At 69.8% G+C, this 16,623-nt stretch carries 15 protein-coding genes; 10 read left to right on the top strand and 5 right to left on the bottom strand.

Annotation, left to right across the window (positions count from 1 at the left end; translation table 11 throughout):
• The first annotated feature begins 30 nt into the window (after positions 1-30).
• Both AC068B_RS12565 and AC068B_RS12570 read left to right on the top strand, forming a co-directional pair.
• Positions 31-1,734: an AMP-binding protein gene (locus tag AC068B_RS12565; protein WP_478671099.1), complete on the top strand. Its 1,704-nt coding sequence runs from the start codon at positions 31-33 to the stop codon at positions 1,732-1,734.
• Positions 1,731-3,362, top strand: coding sequence for an AMP-binding protein (locus tag AC068B_RS12570; RefSeq protein WP_478671100.1), 1,632 nt, complete (start codon positions 1,731-1,733; stop codon positions 3,360-3,362). Before AC068B_RS12565 ends, AC068B_RS12570 begins: the two co-directional genes overlap by 4 nt.
• On the opposite strand, the gene AC068B_RS12575 is transcribed toward AC068B_RS12570, so the two are convergent.
• Positions 3,340-3,912, bottom strand: coding sequence for a GNAT family N-acetyltransferase (locus AC068B_RS12575; protein WP_478671102.1), 573 nt, complete (start codon positions 3,910-3,912; stop codon positions 3,340-3,342). The two genes, AC068B_RS12570 and AC068B_RS12575, sit on opposite strands and share 23 nt — an antisense overlap.
• A 202-nt stretch (positions 3,913-4,114) precedes the next feature.
• Here AC068B_RS12575 and AC068B_RS12580 point away from each other — a divergent pair, with 202 nt between their 5' ends.
• A complete protein-coding gene (locus AC068B_RS12580; RefSeq protein ID WP_478671298.1) occupies positions 4,115-5,302 on the top strand; it encodes an MFS transporter in 1,188 nt (395 codons plus the stop codon).
• A gap of 7 nt (positions 5,303-5,309) precedes the next feature.
• On the opposite strand, the gene AC068B_RS12585 is transcribed toward AC068B_RS12580, so the two are convergent.
• Complete coding sequence (locus AC068B_RS12585) at positions 5,310-6,098, bottom strand: hypothetical protein (RefSeq protein WP_478671299.1); 789 nt, start codon at positions 6,096-6,098, stop codon at positions 5,310-5,312.
• A gap of 293 nt (positions 6,099-6,391) precedes the next feature.
• Here AC068B_RS12585 and gcl point away from each other — a divergent pair, with 293 nt between their 5' ends.
• The gene (gene gcl, locus AC068B_RS12590; protein ID WP_478671302.1) at positions 6,392-8,179 is read left to right on the top strand and encodes a glyoxylate carboligase; all 1,788 of its coding nucleotides are present in this window, start codon (positions 6,392-6,394) and stop codon (positions 8,177-8,179) included.
• Positions 8,180-8,819: 640 nt separating this feature from the next.
• On the opposite strand, the gene AC068B_RS12595 is transcribed toward gcl, so the two are convergent.
• The 3 genes from AC068B_RS12595 to AC068B_RS12605 form a co-directional block, all read right to left on the bottom strand.
• Positions 8,820-10,277, bottom strand: a complete 1,458-nt coding sequence (locus AC068B_RS12595; RefSeq protein WP_478671103.1) for a catalase — start codon at positions 10,275-10,277, stop codon at positions 8,820-8,822.
• 184 nt (positions 10,278-10,461) lie between these two features.
• Positions 10,462-11,376 carry a 2-hydroxy-3-oxopropionate reductase gene (locus AC068B_RS12600; RefSeq protein WP_478671105.1) on the bottom strand — a complete coding sequence of 305 codons (915 nt, stop codon included), beginning with the start codon at positions 11,374-11,376 and terminating at the stop codon, positions 10,462-10,464.
• A gap of 44 nt (positions 11,377-11,420) precedes the next feature.
• Entirely contained in the window at positions 11,421-12,260 is an 840-nt protein-coding gene (locus AC068B_RS12605; protein ID WP_478671107.1) for a TIM barrel protein, read from the bottom strand.
• Positions 12,261-12,386: 126 nt separating this feature from the next.
• On the opposite strand from AC068B_RS12605, the gene AC068B_RS12610 reads away from it, so the two are divergent.
• From AC068B_RS12610 to AC068B_RS12635, 6 genes are all read left to right on the top strand, one after another.
• On the top strand, positions 12,387-12,665 hold the full coding sequence (locus AC068B_RS12610) for a YkoF family thiamine-binding protein (protein ID WP_356248929.1): 279 nt from the start codon (positions 12,387-12,389) through the stop codon (positions 12,663-12,665).
• Positions 12,662-13,039 carry a helix-turn-helix domain-containing protein gene (locus tag AC068B_RS12615; protein WP_306337169.1) on the top strand — a complete coding sequence of 126 codons (378 nt, stop codon included), beginning with the start codon at positions 12,662-12,664 and terminating at the stop codon, positions 13,037-13,039. The genes AC068B_RS12610 and AC068B_RS12615 overlap by 4 nt, the downstream gene beginning before the upstream one ends.
• A gap of 192 nt (positions 13,040-13,231) precedes the next feature.
• Positions 13,232-13,747: a 2-oxo-4-hydroxy-4-carboxy-5-ureidoimidazoline decarboxylase gene (gene uraD / locus AC068B_RS12620; protein ID WP_478671109.1), complete on the top strand. Its 516-nt coding sequence runs from the start codon at positions 13,232-13,234 to the stop codon at positions 13,745-13,747.
• Complete coding sequence (uraH, locus tag AC068B_RS12625) at positions 13,744-14,151, top strand: hydroxyisourate hydrolase (RefSeq protein WP_468558079.1); 408 nt, start codon at positions 13,744-13,746, stop codon at positions 14,149-14,151. Before uraD ends, uraH begins: the two co-directional genes overlap by 4 nt.
• 5 nt (positions 14,152-14,156) lie before the next feature.
• Positions 14,157-15,089 (top strand): factor-independent urate hydroxylase, encoded by a 933-nt coding sequence (gene pucL, locus AC068B_RS12630; protein ID WP_478671110.1) that lies wholly within the window; start codon positions 14,157-14,159, stop codon positions 15,087-15,089.
• A 67-nt stretch (positions 15,090-15,156) separates the two neighbouring features.
• On the top strand, positions 15,157-16,569 hold the full coding sequence (locus AC068B_RS12635) for a nucleobase:cation symporter-2 family protein (protein ID WP_478671113.1): 1,413 nt from the start codon (positions 15,157-15,159) through the stop codon (positions 16,567-16,569).
• The last annotated feature ends 54 nt before the right edge of the window (positions 16,570-16,623 follow it).

A 16,623-nucleotide genomic window follows, 5' to 3' on the forward strand; every position in this document is an offset into this window, starting at 1 on the left:
CACCGCGAGAGCGGGCGACTAGGGGTGCACATGACGAGTGACGGCACGAGCGCCACGGAGCAGTTCCGTACCGCACGGGATTTCCTCCTGCGGCATCGAGAGGACTACGCCGCCGCGTACGAAGGCTTCGCCTGGCCACGGCCCGAGCGCTTCAACTGGGCGCTCGACTGGTTCGACGTGATCGCGCAGGGCAACGACCGCACGGCCCTGCACATCGTCGAGGAGGACGGCGCGGAGTCACGCTTCTCCTTCGCACAGCTGTCCGCCCGCTCGAACCGCGTCGCCAACTGGCTGCGTGCGCGGGGCGTGCGGACCGGTGACCGCATCGTCGTCATGCTCGGCAACCAGGCCGAGCTCTGGGAGATCGCCCTCGCCGCGATGAAGCTGCGCGCCGTCGTCATCCCGGCGACGCCGCTGCTCGGCCCCGTCGACCTGCGCGACCGCATCGACCGCGGCCGCGCCCGGCACGTGGTCGTGCGCCCCGAGGACACCGCGAAGTTCGACGACGTGCCCGGCGACTACTCGCGGATCGTCGTCGGGGGCGAGCGCGAGGGCTGGACCTCCTACGCGGGAGCCGACGCCGCCGCCTCCCATATCACCGCCACCCCCGACGTCTTCGAGCCCGAGGGCATCACCCTCGCTGACGACCCCCTCATGCTCTACTTCACCTCGGGCACCACCGCCCAGCCCAAGCTGGTCGAGCACACCCACGTGTCGTACCCCGTGGGCCACCTCGCGACGATGTACTGGATCGGCCTCAAGCCCGGCGACATCCACCTGAACATCTCCTCGCCCGGCTGGGCCAAGCACGCCTGGTCGAACCTCTTCGCCCCGTGGAACGCCGAGGCGACGGTCTTCATCCACAACTACGCGCGCTTCGACGCCGGACGGCTCATGGCGGAGATGGACCGGGCGGGCGTCACGTCGTTCTGCGCCCCGCCCACCGTGTGGCGCATGCTCATCCAGGCCGACCTGACCCAGCTGCGCACCCCGCCGCGCGAGGTCGTCGCGGCCGGTGAGCCGCTCAACCCCGAGGTCATCGAGCAGGTGCGGCGCGACTGGGGCGTCACCATCCGCGACGGCTTCGGGCAGACCGAGACCGCCGTGCAGGTCGCCAACTCGCCGGGCCAGGAGCTGAAGCCCGGCTCGATGGGCCGCCCCACGCCCGGCTTCGCCGTCGAGCTCCTCGACCCCGTGACCGGCGCGCCGGGCGCGGCGGAGGGGGAGATCTCCCTGGTCCTCGGGACGGACCCGGTCGGCCTGATGGCCGGGTACCACGGCGACCCCGAGCGTACGGCGCAGGCGATGGCGGGCGGCTACTACCGCACCGGCGACATCGGCTCGCGCGACGCCGACGGCTACATCACCTACGTCGGCCGGGCCGACGACGTCTTCAAGGCGTCCGACTACAAGATCTCCCCGTTCGAGCTGGAGAGCGCGCTCCTGGAGCACGAGGCGGTCGCCGAGGCCGCGGTCGTGCCCGCGCCCGACCCGGTGCGGCTCGCCGTGCCCAAGGCGTACGTCGTGCTCGCCGCAGGGTTCCAACCGGGCCCGGACACCGCGAAGTTGCTCTTCGAGCACTCGCGCGCGGTGCTCGCCCCCTACAAGCGCCTGCGCCGCCTGGAGTTCGGCTCGCTCCCCAAGACCGTGTCCGGCAAGATCCGCCGCATCGAGCTGCGCGAGGCGACCGCCGCGGGTTCGGACGCGGAGTACCGCGAGGAGGACTTCCGATGAGCGCACAGCCCGGCGAGATCTCCCACCGCCTTTCCTACGCGCACGGCACGAGCGGCACGCCGCTCCTCGGCGACACCATCGGCCAGAACCTCGACCGGGCCGTGACCGCCTGGCCGGACCGGGACGCGCTCGTGGACGTCGCGGCCGGAACGCGCTGGACGTACGCCGAATTCGGCGCGGCCGTCGCACAGTTGGCGCGCGGCTTCCTCGGGGCGGGCGTCGCCAAGGGGGACCGGGTCGGGATCTGGGCGGTGAACTGCGCCGAGTGGGTGCTCGTGCAGTACGCCACCGCCCGCATCGGCGCCATCATGGTCAACATCAACCCGGCCTACCGCGCCCACGAGCTGGAGTACGTCCTCAACCAGTCCGGCGTCTCCGTCCTGGTCGCCACCCTGGCGCACAAGAGCAGCGACTACCGCGCGCTCGTCGACGAGGTGCGGCCCCGCTGCCCCGAACTGCGCGCCGTCCACTACATCGGGGACGGCTCGTGGGACGCGCTCCTGGACGCCGCCGCCTCTGTCGGTTCAGAGCAACTGGCGGCACGTGAAGCCGAGTTGAGCTTCGACGACCCCGTCAACATCCAGTACACCTCCGGCACCACCGGCTTCGCCAAGGGAGCCACGCTCTCCCACCACAACATCCTCAACAACGGCTACTGGGTGGGCCGTACGGTCGGCTACACCGAGCAGGACCGGGTCTGTCTGCCCGTGCCCTTCTACCACTGCTTCGGCATGGTGATGGGCAACCTCGGCGCCACCTCGCACGGCGCGTGCATCGTCATCCCCGCCCCGTCCTTCGACCCGGTCGCCACGCTGCACGCCGTCGAGCGGGAGCGCTGCACCTCGCTGTACGGCGTGCCGACGATGTTCATCGCCGAGCTCAACCTCGCCGACTTCGCGACGTACGACCTGAGTTCGCTGCGCACCGGCATCATGGCGGGCTCGCCCTGCCCGGTCGAGGTGATGAAGCGGGTCGTCGCCGAGATGCACATGGCGGAGGTCTCCATCTGCTACGGCATGACCGAGACCTCGCCCGTCTCCACGCAGACGCGCCGCGACGACGACCTGGAGCGCCGCACCTGCACGGTCGGCCGGGTCCTGCCCCACATCGAGGTCAAGGTCATCGACCCCGCGACCGGTGTGACGCTGCCGCGCGGCGCCTCCGGCGAGCTGTGCACGCGCGGGTACAGCGTGATGCTCGGCTACTGGAACGAGCCCGAGCGGACCGCCGAAGTCATCGACTCCGGACGCTGGATGCACACCGGGGACCTCGCGGTCCTGCGCGAGGACGGGTACGTCCAGATCGTCGGCCGCATCAAGGACATGATCATCAAGGGTGGCGAGAACATCTACCCCCGGGAGATCGAGGAGTTCCTGTACGGCCATCCGAAGGTCGCGGACGTGCAGGTGGTCGGCGTACCCGACGAGCGGTACGGAGAGGTGCCGCTGGCCTGCGTGATCGTGCGGGACCCCGACGACGTCCTCACGCTGGAGGAGCTCCAGGCCTACTGCAAGGGGAAGTTGGCCCACTACAAGATCCCAGCCGCCCTGCGGATCCTGGAGGCCTTCCCGATGACGGTCTCCGGAAAGGTGCGCAAGATCGAGCTCAGGGAGCGGTACGGGGAGTGACGGCGGCGGCCCCGGTGAGGTCGCGGCGCATGCAGAGGCGGGGCCAGCGGTCCAGGCCGAGCTCCGCCTCGTGCGCGCGGATCCTGCGCAGGGCCGGGGTGAGCTCGGCGTCCGCGAGCGGGCGGAAGCCGATGCGGGCGTAGTACGGGGCGTTCCACGGGACGTCGGTGAAGGTCGTCAGGGTCAGCGCGGTCGCACCCTCCGCGCGGGCCCGGTCCGCCACGTACGCGATCAGCGCGCGGCCGACACCGCGGCGGGCGGCGCGGGGGTGCACGGTGACCTGCTCGATGTGGAGCGCGTGGTCGTCGGGGAGGGGGTCGGCGATCAGATACGCGGCCGGGGAGCCATCACCGTCCCCGTTGCCGTCGTTGCCCTCGTCGACGGCGACCCAGGCGTGGCCCGCCCGGCGGTAGCGGTCCAACTCCTCGATCGTGAACGGCTCGTCGTCCGCGATCGCGGCCATGCCCAGGGCGCGGAACGGCTCGCCCGCGGCCCGCTCGATGTCCTGGAGCGCGGGCAGTTCGGCGGCGGTGGCGGGGCGGATGAGCATGGGGCCGAGTATGCCCCGGCCAAAACCCCTTGTGCGGCCGGGGGCCGACCGGGGATCGTGGGCCGGTCCGTCAGCAGGGCCCTTCCGTCGATTCCATGGGGTGAGCGTGCGTCTGTCCAAGGCCGGTGGTCCTGAAGAGGCAGGGGCCGTCGGGGCCGCGACCGGCGCGGAGCGGCCGCGACCGCCCGGTCTGAGCCGGGGCATGGTGCTGCTGCTCGCCGTCACCTGTGGCGTCGCCGTCGGGAACGTCTACTTCCCGCAGGCCGTCAGCCCGCTGGTCGCCGACGGCCTGAACGTATCGGCCGACACCGCGGCGCTTGTCGTGACCGCCACCCAGTTCGGGTACGCGGGCGGCATCTTCCTCCTCGTACCGCTCGGCGACCGCATCCCGTACCGGACGCTCATCGTCACGCTCCTCTCCCTCACCGGCCTCGGCCTGCTCGGCGCGGCCGCCGCGCCGGGGATCTCGCCGCTGATCGCGGCGAGCGTCCTCGTCGGTGTCACCACCGTCGTGGCGCAGGTCATCGCGCCGACGGCGGCCGGTCTTGTCCCCGAGGAACGGCGCGGCGCCGTCGCGGGCACGCTGCTCAGCGGTTCGATCGGCGGGATGCTGCTGTCCCGCGTCTTCGGCGGCACGGTGGGGGAGTGGCTCGGCTGGCGCGCCCCGTACCTGATGACGTCGGTGATCGCGCTGGTCATCGCGTGCGTACTGGCGCGTGCGCTGCCCCGGTCGACGGCACCGTCCCGGCAGCGCTACCCCGCCCTGCTCGCCGAGTCGCTGCGGCTGCTGCGCACCGAGCCCGACCTGCGCCGCTCCGGCTTCTACCAGGCGATGATCTTCGGCGGCTTCTCCGCTCTGTGGACCGGTGTCGCGCTGCTCCTGACGGGACCCGAGTACGGTCTCGGCGCGTCGGCGGTCGGCGTGCTCGCGCTGGTCAACGCGGCGACCATGCTCTGTACGCCGGTGGCGGGGCGGCAGGTGGACCGCCGGGGGTCCGACGCGGTGAATCTCGTCTGCATGGTCGCGGTCCTCGTGGCGTCGGCCGTCCTCTTCGCGGGCGGCATCGGCGGGGCCGTCGGGCTCGCCGCCCTCGCGGTGGGGACGCTGCTGCTCGACGTGGCGATGCAGTCCGGCACGGTCGCCAACCAGGTACGGATATTCGGGCTCAGCGACGAGGCGCGGGCCCGTCTCAACACGGCCTACATGACCTGCGCCTACCTGGGCGGAAGCGTGGGTTCCTGGCTGTCGGTGCAGGCGTACGGAGCCTTCGGCTGGCCGGGCGTGTGCGGTCTGGTCGCCCTGCTTGCGACGCTGGCGCTGACCCGCCACGTGGTGCACCTGCGCGGCGCCGCACGCCCCGGCGCCGGGCGGCCCCTCACCCGTCCGTAGCCCCCGGTCACGCCCCCGCGGCCACCAGCTCGTCCGCCGCGCTGTTGATGGGTTGGGGCGTGCCGGTCGCGTCCATCGTGAAGAGGGGGACGCCCAGGGTGTCCGCGCGGGTGCGGGCGCCGGACGTGTACCCGGCGAGGGAGAAGAAGGCGCACGTCACGGGTGTGTCGCCCGCCTCCGTCATCGCGGTGAGCCAGAGGCATTCGATGTCCCGCAGGGTGGTGGGCCGCAGTGCGGGCTCGACCTGGGCCAGCATGCCGCGCGCGGCGATCCGGGACCCCGATGGCGGGCGTCGGGCGGCGCTGCGCGTGTTCAGGTAGCCGAGCCAGCGCAGGTACAGGGCGGCCACGGTCACGGCATCGCGGGCGTCGCGGATCGTCACGGGGCGGAAGGCGGGGCGGGGGCGCGGGGCGGTGCGGGGCAGCGGGATGTGGGAGGGGAGGCCGGGCGGCGCCGTCGGGCTGCCGGGCGGCGCGTCCTCGTCGGCGGGGTGCTCAGCCGCCGTTTCCGCTGCCTCCGCCCCCGTCCCCTCCACCGTTCCGGCCACCGGAACACGTAATACCGCCCCACAAGCGCAGTCCAGCTCCGGCCGGGGCCAGTGGCCCTCGCGGCCGCAGGCCCCGCAGCACGCCGTGACCCACTCGTCCGCCCAGGTCCGGTCCGTGACCTGGGCCACCGTCGCGCCCCTGGCCACCGGCGGGGCCACGGGGGCGCCGCACGCGCAGGGATAGGACGGGGGAGCGTACAGATGCTCGCGCCCGCACTCCGGGCACCGTATCGGCACTGTCGGGACCATCGGCACGCCACTCTCCGTCACCGTCGCCACCATCGGTCTCTCCCCATCCTCCACCCAAGCGATGGCCGACTGCTGCCAGTTGGGTCAACGCCCCGGCGCCGGGTTCCACGGAGCCGTTCCGCCGATCTCTCTTGACGCTGTCCGGCATGCCCGCATACATTGCTTCCGTATAGCAGAACTGAATTTCCACAATGCGGAAACAGAAGCTCACCGCGGGGCGCGACGGGAGCCGGATCCGCCAGCCGAATCCGGCAGCCGAAGAGCTGTCGAAGCTGTCGAAGCAGGAGAACCCCATGGCTCGTATGACCGCTGCCCGCGCGGCAGTTGAGATCCTCAAGCGCGAAGGCGTCGTCAACGCGTTCGGTGTGCCGGGCGCCGCGATCAACCCCTTCTACAAGGCGCTCAAGGAGGGTGGTGGCATCGACCACACCCTCGCCCGCCACGTCGAGGGCGCCTCGCACATGGCCGAGGGCTACACCCGGACCAACCCGGGCAACATCGGTGTCTGCATCGGCACGTCGGGACCGGCAGGCACCGACATGATCACCGGTCTGTACTCCGCGACCGGCGACTCGATCCCGATCCTCTGCATCACGGGCCAGGCGCCGACGCACCTGCTCCACAAGGAGGACTTCCAGGCCGTCGACATCGCGACGATCGCCAAGCCGGTCACGAAGATGGCCGTCACCGTCCTGGAGGCCGCGCAGGTCCCCGGCATCTTCCAGCAGGCGTTCCACCTGATGCGCTCGGGCCGTCCAGGACCTGTCCTCATCGACCTGCCGATCGACGTCCAGCAGACGGAGATCGAGTTCGACCCGGAGACGTACGAGCCGCTGGCGGTCTACAAGCCGACCGCGACCCGTGCCCAGATCGAGAAGGCCATCACCTTCCTGGTCGAGTCCGAGCGTCCGCTGATCATCGCGGGCGGCGGCATCATCAACGCCGACGCCGCCGACCTCCTGGTCGAGTTCGCCGAGATCACCAACACCCCGGTCGTCCCGACCCTGATGGGCTGGGGCACCATCCCCGACGACCACGACCTGAACGCGGGCATGGTGGGCCAGCAGACCGGCCACCGCTACGGCAACGCGACGTTCCTGGAGTCGGACTTCGTCCTGGGCATCGGCAACCGCTGGGCCAACCGTCACACGGGCTACAACCTCGACGTGTACACCAAGGACCGCAAGTTCGTGCACGTCGACATCGAGCCGACGCAGCTGGGCAAGATCTTCGCCCCTGACTACGGCATCGCGTCGGACGCCAAGGCGGCCCTGGAGCTGTTCGTGCAGGTCGCGAAGGAGCTCAAGGCCGCGGGCAAGCTGCCCGACCGGTCGGCGTGGGTCGCCTCCAGCCTGGAGCGCAAGGAGACCCTGCAGCGCCGTACGCACTTCGACAACATCCCCATGAAGCCGCAGCGCGTCTACGAGGAGATGAACAAGGCGTTCGGCAAGGACACGCGCTACGTCACCACGATCGGCCTCTCGCAGATCGCCGGCGCCCAGATGCTGCACGTCTACAAGCCGCGCCACTGGATCAACTGCGGCCAGGCGGGCCCGCTCGGCTGGACCATCCCGGCCGCGCTCGGCGTCGCGAAGGCGGACCCGGACACCCAGGTCGTCGCCCTCTCCGGCGACTACGACTTCCAGTTCATGATCGAGGAGCTGGCGGTCGGTGCGCAGCACCGCATCCCGTACGTCCACGTGCTGGTGAACAACGCGTACCTGGGCCTGATCCGCCAGGCGCAGATCGGCCTGGACATCAACTTCCAGGTCAACCTGGAGTTTGAGAACCAGAACTCCCCGGAGCTCGGCGTCTACGGCGTCGACCACGTCAAGGTCGCCGAGGGCCTCGGCTGCAAGGCGATCCGCGTGACCGACCCGAACGAGCTGGGTGCCGCCTTCGAGCAGGCCAAGAAGCTCGCGCAGGAGCACCAGGTGCCGGTCGTCGTCGAGGCGATCCTGGAGCGCATCACGAACATCTCCATGAGCCCCACCGCCGACATCAGCGCGGTCAAGGAGTTCGAGGAGATCGCAACGGAGCCGGGCCACGCGCCCACGGCGATCCGTCCGCTGAAGGTCTGACGACCACCACAGCACTCAGAGGGGCGGTCCACCCGGCGGGGTGGACCGCCCCTTCGTCGTGCGCGCACGAGCTCAGCAGCGGCCGACAGGGGGAGGGCAGGGCTGCGGAGGCACCCGACGTCAGGGCGGCACAGGGCGGCACAGAGCGGCACGCGGCGGCGCAGGGCGGCACGCGGCAGGGCGGCAGGCACCCCGGCTACCCGGCACGCACGCAGGGGCGGCAGGTGCGCACACAGAAGAGCGGCGAGTACGGGGACCGTCCCGTACTCGCCGCTCTGGCTCAGCTGCCTCGTGGGCCGTGAAGTGGCCTGTGGGGCTGTGGAGTTGTAGCCGTCCGACCGCGCGCGACTGGCGGAACATGCATACGCGCTGCCGGACGGAGTTCGTGGGATTCGGCGGGGACCGCGGCGGCTGTGATGGAACGGGGATTCCCCTCCCTCAGGTCGAGAAGGAAGCCGCCGGACCTTTACCACCGCACTGGCTCACAGAGCCGCCGCGGACCCGTGCCTGTCCGCGTGAGCGGACTGCCCGCGGTGCGCACGGGACCACCCCTCATCCGGGTCCGTGGCGGTGCGGGCTCAGCACCGGTGGGTCGACCTCCCGTCAACCCACCGGCGCAGCCTGGGTGTTGCCTGCTCGCTCAGTCCTCGCGCAGGGCGCGGACGGCCTTCTCGACGCGCTTGCCGTAGTCGGCGTCGGCGGCGTGGAAGTGGGCGAGGTTCTTCTCGATGACGTCGTCGCGGGAGACCTGCGAGAGGCCGCCCGCGATGTTCGCCACCAGACGGGACTTCTCGTCCTCCGACATCAGGCGGTACAGCTCGCCCGCCTGGAAGAAGTCGTCGTCCTTGGTGTGGGCCGGGGCCTCGTGCGTGCCCGTGTGGCCGTTGACGGCCAGCGGGGCCGACAGCGGGGTGCCGGTCTCGGCGGGGCCGTCGTACGAGTTGGGCTCGTAGTTCTTGCGGTCACGGCCGTACGCGTTGGACGCCATGAGGCCGTCGCGGCCGTAGTTGTCGGCCTTCGCCGCCTTGGGGGCGTTCACCGCGAGCTGGGTGTGGTTGACGCCCAGGCGGTAGCGGTGCGCGTCCGCGTAGGCGAACAGGCGGCCCTGCAGCATCTTGTCGGGGGAGGGGCCGATGCCCGGAACGAAGTTGTTCGGGGAGAAGGCGGCCTGCTCGACCTCGGCGAAGACGTTGTCGGGGTTGCGGTCCAGGACCAGACGGCCGACGCGCTGCAGCGGGTAGTCCTTGTGCGGCCACACCTTGGTGAGGTCGAACGGGTTGAAGCGGTACTCGGCCGCGTCCGCCGCGGGCATGATCTGCACGTGCAGGGTCCAGGACGGGTTCACGCCGCGCTCGATGGCCTGCAGGAGGTCCGTCTGGTGCGAGTTCGGGTCCGTGCCCGCGATCTCGGCGCCCTGCTCGGCGGAGAGGCTGCGGATGCCCTGGTTCGTCTTGAAGTGGTACTTGACGAAGAAGGCCTCGCCCTGCGAGTTCGTCCACTGGTAGGTGTGCGAGCCGTAGCCGTTCATGTGGCGGTACGAGGCGGGGATGCCGCGGTCGCCCATGAGCCAGGTGATCTGGTGCGTCGCCTCGGGGGCGTGCGCCCAGAAGTCCCAGACGTTGTCCGGCTCCTGCTTGCCCGTGAAGGGGTCGCGCTTCTGGGAGTGGATGAAGTCCGGGAACTTGATGGGGTCCTTGATGAAGAAGACCGGCGTGTTGTTGCCTACGAGGTCGTAGTTGCCCTCTTCGGTGTAGAACTTCAGCGCGAAGCCACGGGGGTCACGGACCGCGTCCGCGCCACCGAGGTTGTCCGCCACGGTCGAGAAGCGCAGGAAGACCTCGGTGCGCTTGCCGAGCTCGCTGAGGAAGTCGGCGTGGGTGAAGCCGGTGACGTCGTCCGTCACCTCGAAGTAGCCGTACGCACCGGAGCCGCGGGCGTGCACGACACGCTCCGGGATGCGCTCACGGTTGAAGCGGGCGAGCTTCTCCAGCAGGTGCTGGTCCTGGAGGAGGATCGGGCCACCGACGCCGGCGGTGGCGGAGTTCTGATTGTCGGCGACGGGGGCGCCGGACTCGGTCGTAAGCACGCGCTTCGACATCGTGACCTTCCGTGCTGTGACTGCTGAGGTGTTCGGAGCGTAAGGACCCCTGAACTGCTACGTCAACAGTTTGTTGAAGTTGATGATGGAGTTCCGGGCCGCGGCGACGCCTGGGCGCGACAGGACAGGTGTCAGCGCCGCCACGGCCCGGAAGTTCGAGAGGAGCTCTCGCCGGTGGTGCGGCTTAGAGCTCGGCGCCCGAGAGGCGCTCGACGGAGCGCAGCAGGGCGGAGTGGTCGAGGCCGCCGTCACCCTGCGTGCGCAGCGAGGCGACGAGCTGGGCGACGACCGCGCCGACGGGCAGGGCCGCACCGACGTTGCGGGCGGCGTCGGTGACGATGCCCATGTCCTTGTGGTGCAGGTCGATCCGGAAGCCGGGCTTGAAGTCCCGGTTCAGGAAGTTGTCCTTCTTGCGGGTCAGCACGGTCGAGCCCGCAAGTCCCCCGTTCAGGACGTCGAGCGCGGCCCGCAGGTCCACACCGGACTTCTCCAGGAAGACCACGGCCTCGGCGCACGCCTGGATGTTGACGGCGACGATGAGCTGGTTGGCGGCCTTCACCGTCTGGCCCGAGCCGTGCGGACCGCACAGCACGATGGTCTTGCCCAGCGCCTCGAGGAGCGGCTTGGCCTCGTCGAAGTCGGCCTGCTCGCCGCCGACCATGATGGAGAGCACGGCCTCGATCGCACCGGCCTCGCCACCGGAGACGGGGGCGTCCAGGACGCGCAGCCCCTTCTCCTTGGCGGCCTTGGCCAGGTCCACGGAGGTCTGCGGGGTGATCGACGACATGTCGACGATCAGCGCGCCGGACTTCGCGTTCTCCACGATGCCGTCAGGACCGTACGCGATGGCCTCGACCTGCGGGGAGGCGGGCACCATCGTCACGACGACGTCGGCGTCCTTGACGGCCTCGGCGATGGACTTGGCGACCGTGCCGCCGGCCGCGGCCAGGCGGTCCAGCTTGTCCTGCTCGAGGGTGAAGCCGGTGACGGAGTAACCCGCCTTGATCAGGTTCTCGGACATGGGCGAGCCCATGATGCCGAGGCCGATCCACGCGATCGCCGGGCGGGCAGGGTGGGAGGAATCAGCAAGGTTGCTCATGAGGGTGCCTCTCTAACTGCTTTCGTACGACGTTGAGTTGGCGCTCAGCGCGCGGCGCGGGCCTCGGCGGGCAGCCAGCCGAAGGCCTCCGCGCTCGGCGCGTCGCCCGGCTTGTACTCCAGGCCGACCCAGCCCTCGTAACCGACCTTCTTGAGCTGGTCGAGAAGGCCTTCGAGGGGCAGCGACCCCGTGCCGGGGGCGCCGCGGCCCGGGTTGTCGGCGATCTGCACGTGGCCGGTCTTGGCCGCGTACTGCTCGATGACCGACGGCAGGTCCTCGCCGTTCATGGACAGGTGGTACAGGTCCATGAGGAACTTCGCGTTGCCGAGACCGGTGGCCGCGTTCACCTTGTCCACGATCTCGATCGCCTTGGGCGCGCTCACGATCGGGCAGAGCGGCGACTCGGGCTTGTTCAGCGCCTCGATCAGCAGGATCGCGCCGACGCGGTCCGCCTCGCGGGCGGCGAGCACCAGGTTCTCCAGGGCGAGTTCGTCCTGGACGGCCGGGTCGACGCCGTCCACGCGGTTGCCGTACAGCGCGTTGAGCGCCGTGCAGCCGAGGGACTTCGCGAAGTCCGCCGCCACCGCGAGGTTCGCGCGGAACTTCGCGCTCTCCTCGCCGGGGATCGACAGGGCGCCGCGGTCCGGGCCCGGCAGCTGTCCCGCGTAGAAGTTCAGGCCCACCAGCCGGACGCCCGCGTCCTCGATCGCCTTCTTCAGGGCGTCGAGCTCGGACTGCTCGGGGGTGGGGGCGTCGACCCAGGGCCACCACAGCTCGACCGCGCCGAAGCCCGCCTTCGCGGCGGCCGCGGGGCGCTCCAGGAGCGGGAGCTCGGTGAAGAGGATCGACAGGTTCACATTGAAGCGCTGGTCGGAGTATCCCATGGGGCTTCCGCGCTCCTTCCGTATTGCGGAAGTTCATTTCTGTCTGGTGGAAGACTGCCTCCGATCTGCGGAAGCTGTCAAGAGGGGACTGCCGAAAATTCCGGCGGCGGCATTAGGTTGTTGCGCGTGCGATTGAGAGTGGAGTTCACGACCGAACCCTTCGATCTCGACGAGGCCCCGGCGCATGCGCTGGTGGCTCGCGAGGTCATTCAGGGGGCCCCGCTGGACACCGTGGACGTAGGTCCGTTCGGCAATACGGCCGAGGGCGACGTCGACGCGGTGCTTACTGCCGTTGATGCGATGCTGCGCCGGTCCCTGGGGGCGGGCGCGACCCGTGTCTCGCTCCAGGTCAACGTGATCGGCGAGCCGGGAGCGGCGGCCGGTCCGGGGGAGGCGGATAAGTGACCAGCTTCGGGGACGACCCCTTCGTCACCGCGGTGAAGCCGCTGGTGGACGCCATGGGCGGCGAGATGATGCCGCCCGACCAGGCCGGGACCGACGACGTCGTGCTCGCCTGGGAGGGCGAGGATGTGGTGGCCGTGCGGCTGCCGCAGCTCGCCGACTCCCTGGACCACATCCTGCTCGCCCTGGAGCGGAAGCAGGGGCGGCCCCTGTCGGAGCTGGACCGCAAGGCCAAGCAGGAGGTCGTACGGATACTGGAGGCGCGCGGCGCCTTCTCCGTACGGCACGGCGTGGAGACTGTGGCGGGCGCCCTAGGGGTCTCCCGCTTCACCGTGTACAACTACCTGAACAGGGAGAACGCCGCCAAGGGTGAATGAACCCGACCGGCGTGGGCCCCTGCTGTGCCCGTCTCCGCCGTCCCTGCCGTCACTCTGAGCGGCCGAGCCGTCACCCGTATTGCCGGGTGACGGCTTCTTTGTTCAAGTTATTTCAACAAACTGTTGACGCGGTGTTGTTGAAGGTCTTAGCTGTTCCGCAGCCCGTCCAGCACAAGGCCACGGAGGCTCCCCGTGACTTCGAGTAAGACGCCGGGTCTCACCCGGTTCAACGCCTTGGAGGAGGCCGCGGCCACCGCCGCCCTCCACGAGGCCTGTGCCTCTTCGGCCTGGGGAAGCAAGCTGCTTGCCCAGCGTCCCTACGCCACCGTCGAAGCCCTCTTCGCCGCGAGCGACGCCGCCATGGCCGAGCTCACCGCCGAGGATCTGGCCGAGGCGATGGCGGGGCACCCGCCGATCGGCCGCCCGAAGCCGGGGGACCCGACCTCCGCCCGTGAACAGCGCGGGATGGCCGGGGCCTCCGAGGAGCTCAAGGCCGAACTGCTCGAACTGAACCTGGCCTACCAGGAGAAGTTCGGTCACGTCTTCCTGATCTGCGCGACCGGCGCGACCGCCGAGTTCATGCTCGGTCAGCTCAAGATCCGGATCGAGCACGGGGCGGAGGCGGAGCGGGAGATCGTCCGCAGCGAACTGGGCAAGATCAACCGCATCCGGCTGACCCGCCTCGTAGAAGAAGGAAGCGACGCATGAGCACCGCCACCACCGCCTCGGTGTCCACCCACATCCTGGACACCAGCGTCGGACGCCCCGCCGAGGGCGTCGCCATCTCCCTGTCCGCCCGCAGTGGTACAGGCGAGGAGTGGAAGGCACTCGGCGGCAGCGCCACCGACGCGGACGGCCGCTGCAAGGATCTCCCGGCCCTGCCGGAAGGCACCACCCACGTACGTCTCGACTTCGAGACCGAGGCGTACTTCCTGACCAAGAACAACCAGCAAGCCGAGGCGCAGCAGGACGCCCCCGCGAATCGGGACAGCGATGCGACCGGAGCGTTCTTCCCGGAGGTGGCGATCACGTTCGCCGTCAAGCCGGGCGAGCACTACCACGTACCGCTGCTGCTCAACCCGTTCGGCTACTCCGTTTACCGAGGGAGCTAGCAGACATGCCCACCATTCTGGGACAGAACCAGTACGGCAAGGCTGAGAACCGGGTCGTAAAGATCACGCGGGACGGCGACACCCACCACATCAAGGACCTGAACGTCTCGGTCGCCCTCTCCGGCGACCTGGACGACGTCCACTACAACGGCTCGAACGCCAACTGCCTGCCGACGGACACGACGAAGAACACCTGCTTCGCGTTCGCCAAGGAATACGGCATCGAGTCCGCCGAGCAGTACGGCATCCACCTCGCCCGGCACTTCGTGGACAGCCAGCCCTCGATCCACCGCGCGCGCATCCGCATCGAGGAGTACAGCTGGGAGCGCATCGGCGGCTCCGACAGCAACTCCAAGTTCATCGGCGCCGACGAGGTCAAGCACTCCTTCGTCCGCAAGGGCCAGGAGACGCGGGTCGCCCAGATAACGTATGACGGCGCGAACTTCGAGATCCTCTCGGGTCTGAAGGACCTGACGGTGATGAACTCCACGAACTCCGAGTTCTGGGGCTACATCAAGGACAAGTACACGACCCTCCAAGAGGACTACGACCGCATCCTCGCCACCTCCCTGTCCACCTGGTGGCGGCACAACTGGACCAACGACGAGCAGCGCATGCCGAGTTGGGAGCGGTCGTACGAGCAGGCGAAGAAGCACATCCTGCACGCCTTCGTGGAGACCTACTCCCTCTCCCTGCAGCAGACGCTGTACCAAATGGGCTCGCGGGTCATCAACAACCGCAGCGAGATCGACGAGATCCGCTTCTCCGCGCCCAACAAGCACCACTTCCGTCAGGACCTCTCGTCCTTCGGCCTCGACAACGAAGCCAAGGACGGCGCCGTCTACTACGCCGCCGACCGCCCGTACGGCCTGATCGAGGCCACGATCCTGCGGGACGGCGTCGAGCCGAAGATCCCGGTCGACATGACCAACCTCTGACGCGGGATGCGCGCCCCCGCCCCGCCGCAGTGGGCGGGGGCGCGCCACACCGGAGGGAACATCCGCAATGGCACAGCCAGCAAAGGACCCTGCAGAAGGTCCATGTTCCACCCCATCGGACATAGCTGACAGCGAGTCACCTGCCGCCTGTCACCCGGTGGATGAGAAGCTCCACCCCTCGCGGCTCGTCCCCGCCGCGCTCCAGCACATCGCCGCCATGTACGCGGGCGTGGTCACCCCTCCGCTCATCATCGGCCAGGCCTGCGGCCTGGACACCGTGGCCCAGACCCGGCTGATCGCCGCCGGTCTGCTGATCGCCGGTCTCGCCACCATCCTGCAGACCCTCGGCGTCAAAGGCTTCGTCGGCAACCGTCTGCCGTTCGTGAACGCCGCCTCCTCGGCGGGCATCGCACCCATCCTCGCGATCGCCGAGACCAACGCCAAGGGCGACCAACTCCCCGCGATCTACGGCGCGGTGATGGTCGCGGGCGTCTTCTGCCTCGCCGTCGGACCCTTCTTCGGCAAGCTGCTCCGCTTCTTCCCGCCGCTGGTCACCGGCGTCGTCATCACGCTCATCGGCGTCACGCTGATGCCCGTGCCCGTGAAGTGGGCGCAGGGCGGCGACGACACCGACCCGACGTTCGGCGACATGAGGTACCTGGCGCTCGCCGCCTTCACGCTCGTCGTGATCCTGCTCTTCCAGCGCTTCGGACGCGGCTTCCTCAAGCAAGTCGCCCTGCTGGCAGGCATGTTCATCGGAACGCTCGCCGCGATCCCGTTCGGCATGGCCGACTTCACCTCGGTGCAGACGGCCCCGCTGGCAGCCCTGCCCACGCCGTTCGCCTCCGGCGCCCCCGTCTTCCAGCCCGCCGCGATCCTCTCGCTCTGCATCGTGATGCTGGTCCTGATGACCGAGTCCGCGGCAGGCATGCTCGCCCTCGGCGAGATCTGCGAGCGCAAGACCGACGGGAAGACCATCACCCGCGGCCTGCGCACGGACGGCATCGCCACCCTGGTCGGCCCCGTCTTCGGCGGCTTCCCGACCTCAGCCTTCGCGCAGAACGTCGGCGTGGTCTCGCTGACCCGGGTCCGCAGCCGCTACGTCGTCGCGGTCGCGGGCGGCGCGCTCATCGTGCTCGGCGCCTTCCCGGTGCTCGGCGCCGTCGTGAACGTGGTCCCCATGCCGGTCCTCGGCGGTGCGGGCATCGTCCTCTTCGGTTCCATCGCGGTCAGCGGCATCCGTACGCTCTCCGAGGCGGGCCTGGACGACAGCTCCAACATCATCCTGGTGGCCGTCGCGCTCGGAGCGGGCATCATCCCGCTCGCCGCGCCCACCTTCTACGCGGACTTCCCCGCCTGGGCGCAGACCGTGCTCGGCTCCGGCATCAGCGCCGGTGCGCTCGTCGCGGTATCGCTCAACCTCTTCTTTCACCATCTCGGCACCCGTGGCTCCACCGCCGCGGCACTCAAATCTTCCTAGGGTCATGCCGTGCCCTCCCCCAAGCTCTGAAGGAGCAGGGGGGACCCCCATCGC

The organism is Streptomyces sp. NPDC042371, from assembly GCF_056437465.1.

What these genes read in the sequence shown, in the direction of transcription:
- AC068B_RS12580 (WP_478671298.1), top strand. Translation starts at nt 4,115, where the DNA reads ATGGTGCTGCTGCTCGCCGTCACCTGTGGCGTCGCCGTCGGGAACGTC.
- gcl (WP_478671302.1), top strand. Translation starts at nt 6,392, where the DNA reads ATGGCTCGTATGACCGCTGCCCGCGCGGCAGTTGAGATCCTCAAGCGC.
- AC068B_RS12635 (WP_478671113.1), top strand. Translation starts at nt 15,157, where the DNA reads ATGGCACAGCCAGCAAAGGACCCTGCAGAAGGTCCATGTTCCACCCCA.
- AC068B_RS12565 (WP_478671099.1), top strand. Translation starts at nt 31, where the DNA reads ATGACGAGTGACGGCACGAGCGCCACGGAGCAGTTCCGTACCGCACGG.
- AC068B_RS12605 (WP_478671107.1), bottom strand. Translation starts at nt 12,260, where the DNA reads ATGGGATACTCCGACCAGCGCTTCAATGTGAACCTGTCGATCCTCTTC.
- pucL (WP_478671110.1), top strand. Translation starts at nt 14,157, where the DNA reads ATGCCCACCATTCTGGGACAGAACCAGTACGGCAAGGCTGAGAACCGG.
- AC068B_RS12600 (WP_478671105.1), bottom strand. Translation starts at nt 11,376, where the DNA reads ATGAGCAACCTTGCTGATTCCTCCCACCCTGCCCGCCCGGCGATCGCG.
- AC068B_RS12595 (WP_478671103.1), bottom strand. Translation starts at nt 10,277, where the DNA reads ATGTCGAAGCGCGTGCTTACGACCGAGTCCGGCGCCCCCGTCGCCGAC.
- AC068B_RS12585 (WP_478671299.1), bottom strand. Translation starts at nt 6,098, where the DNA reads ATGGTCCCGACAGTGCCGATACGGTGCCCGGAGTGCGGGCGCGAGCAT.
- uraH (WP_468558079.1), top strand. Translation starts at nt 13,744, where the DNA reads ATGAGCACCGCCACCACCGCCTCGGTGTCCACCCACATCCTGGACACC.
- AC068B_RS12575 (WP_478671102.1), bottom strand. Translation starts at nt 3,912, where the DNA reads ATGCTCATCCGCCCCGCCACCGCCGCCGAACTGCCCGCGCTCCAGGAC.
- AC068B_RS12570 (WP_478671100.1), top strand. Translation starts at nt 1,731, where the DNA reads ATGAGCGCACAGCCCGGCGAGATCTCCCACCGCCTTTCCTACGCGCAC.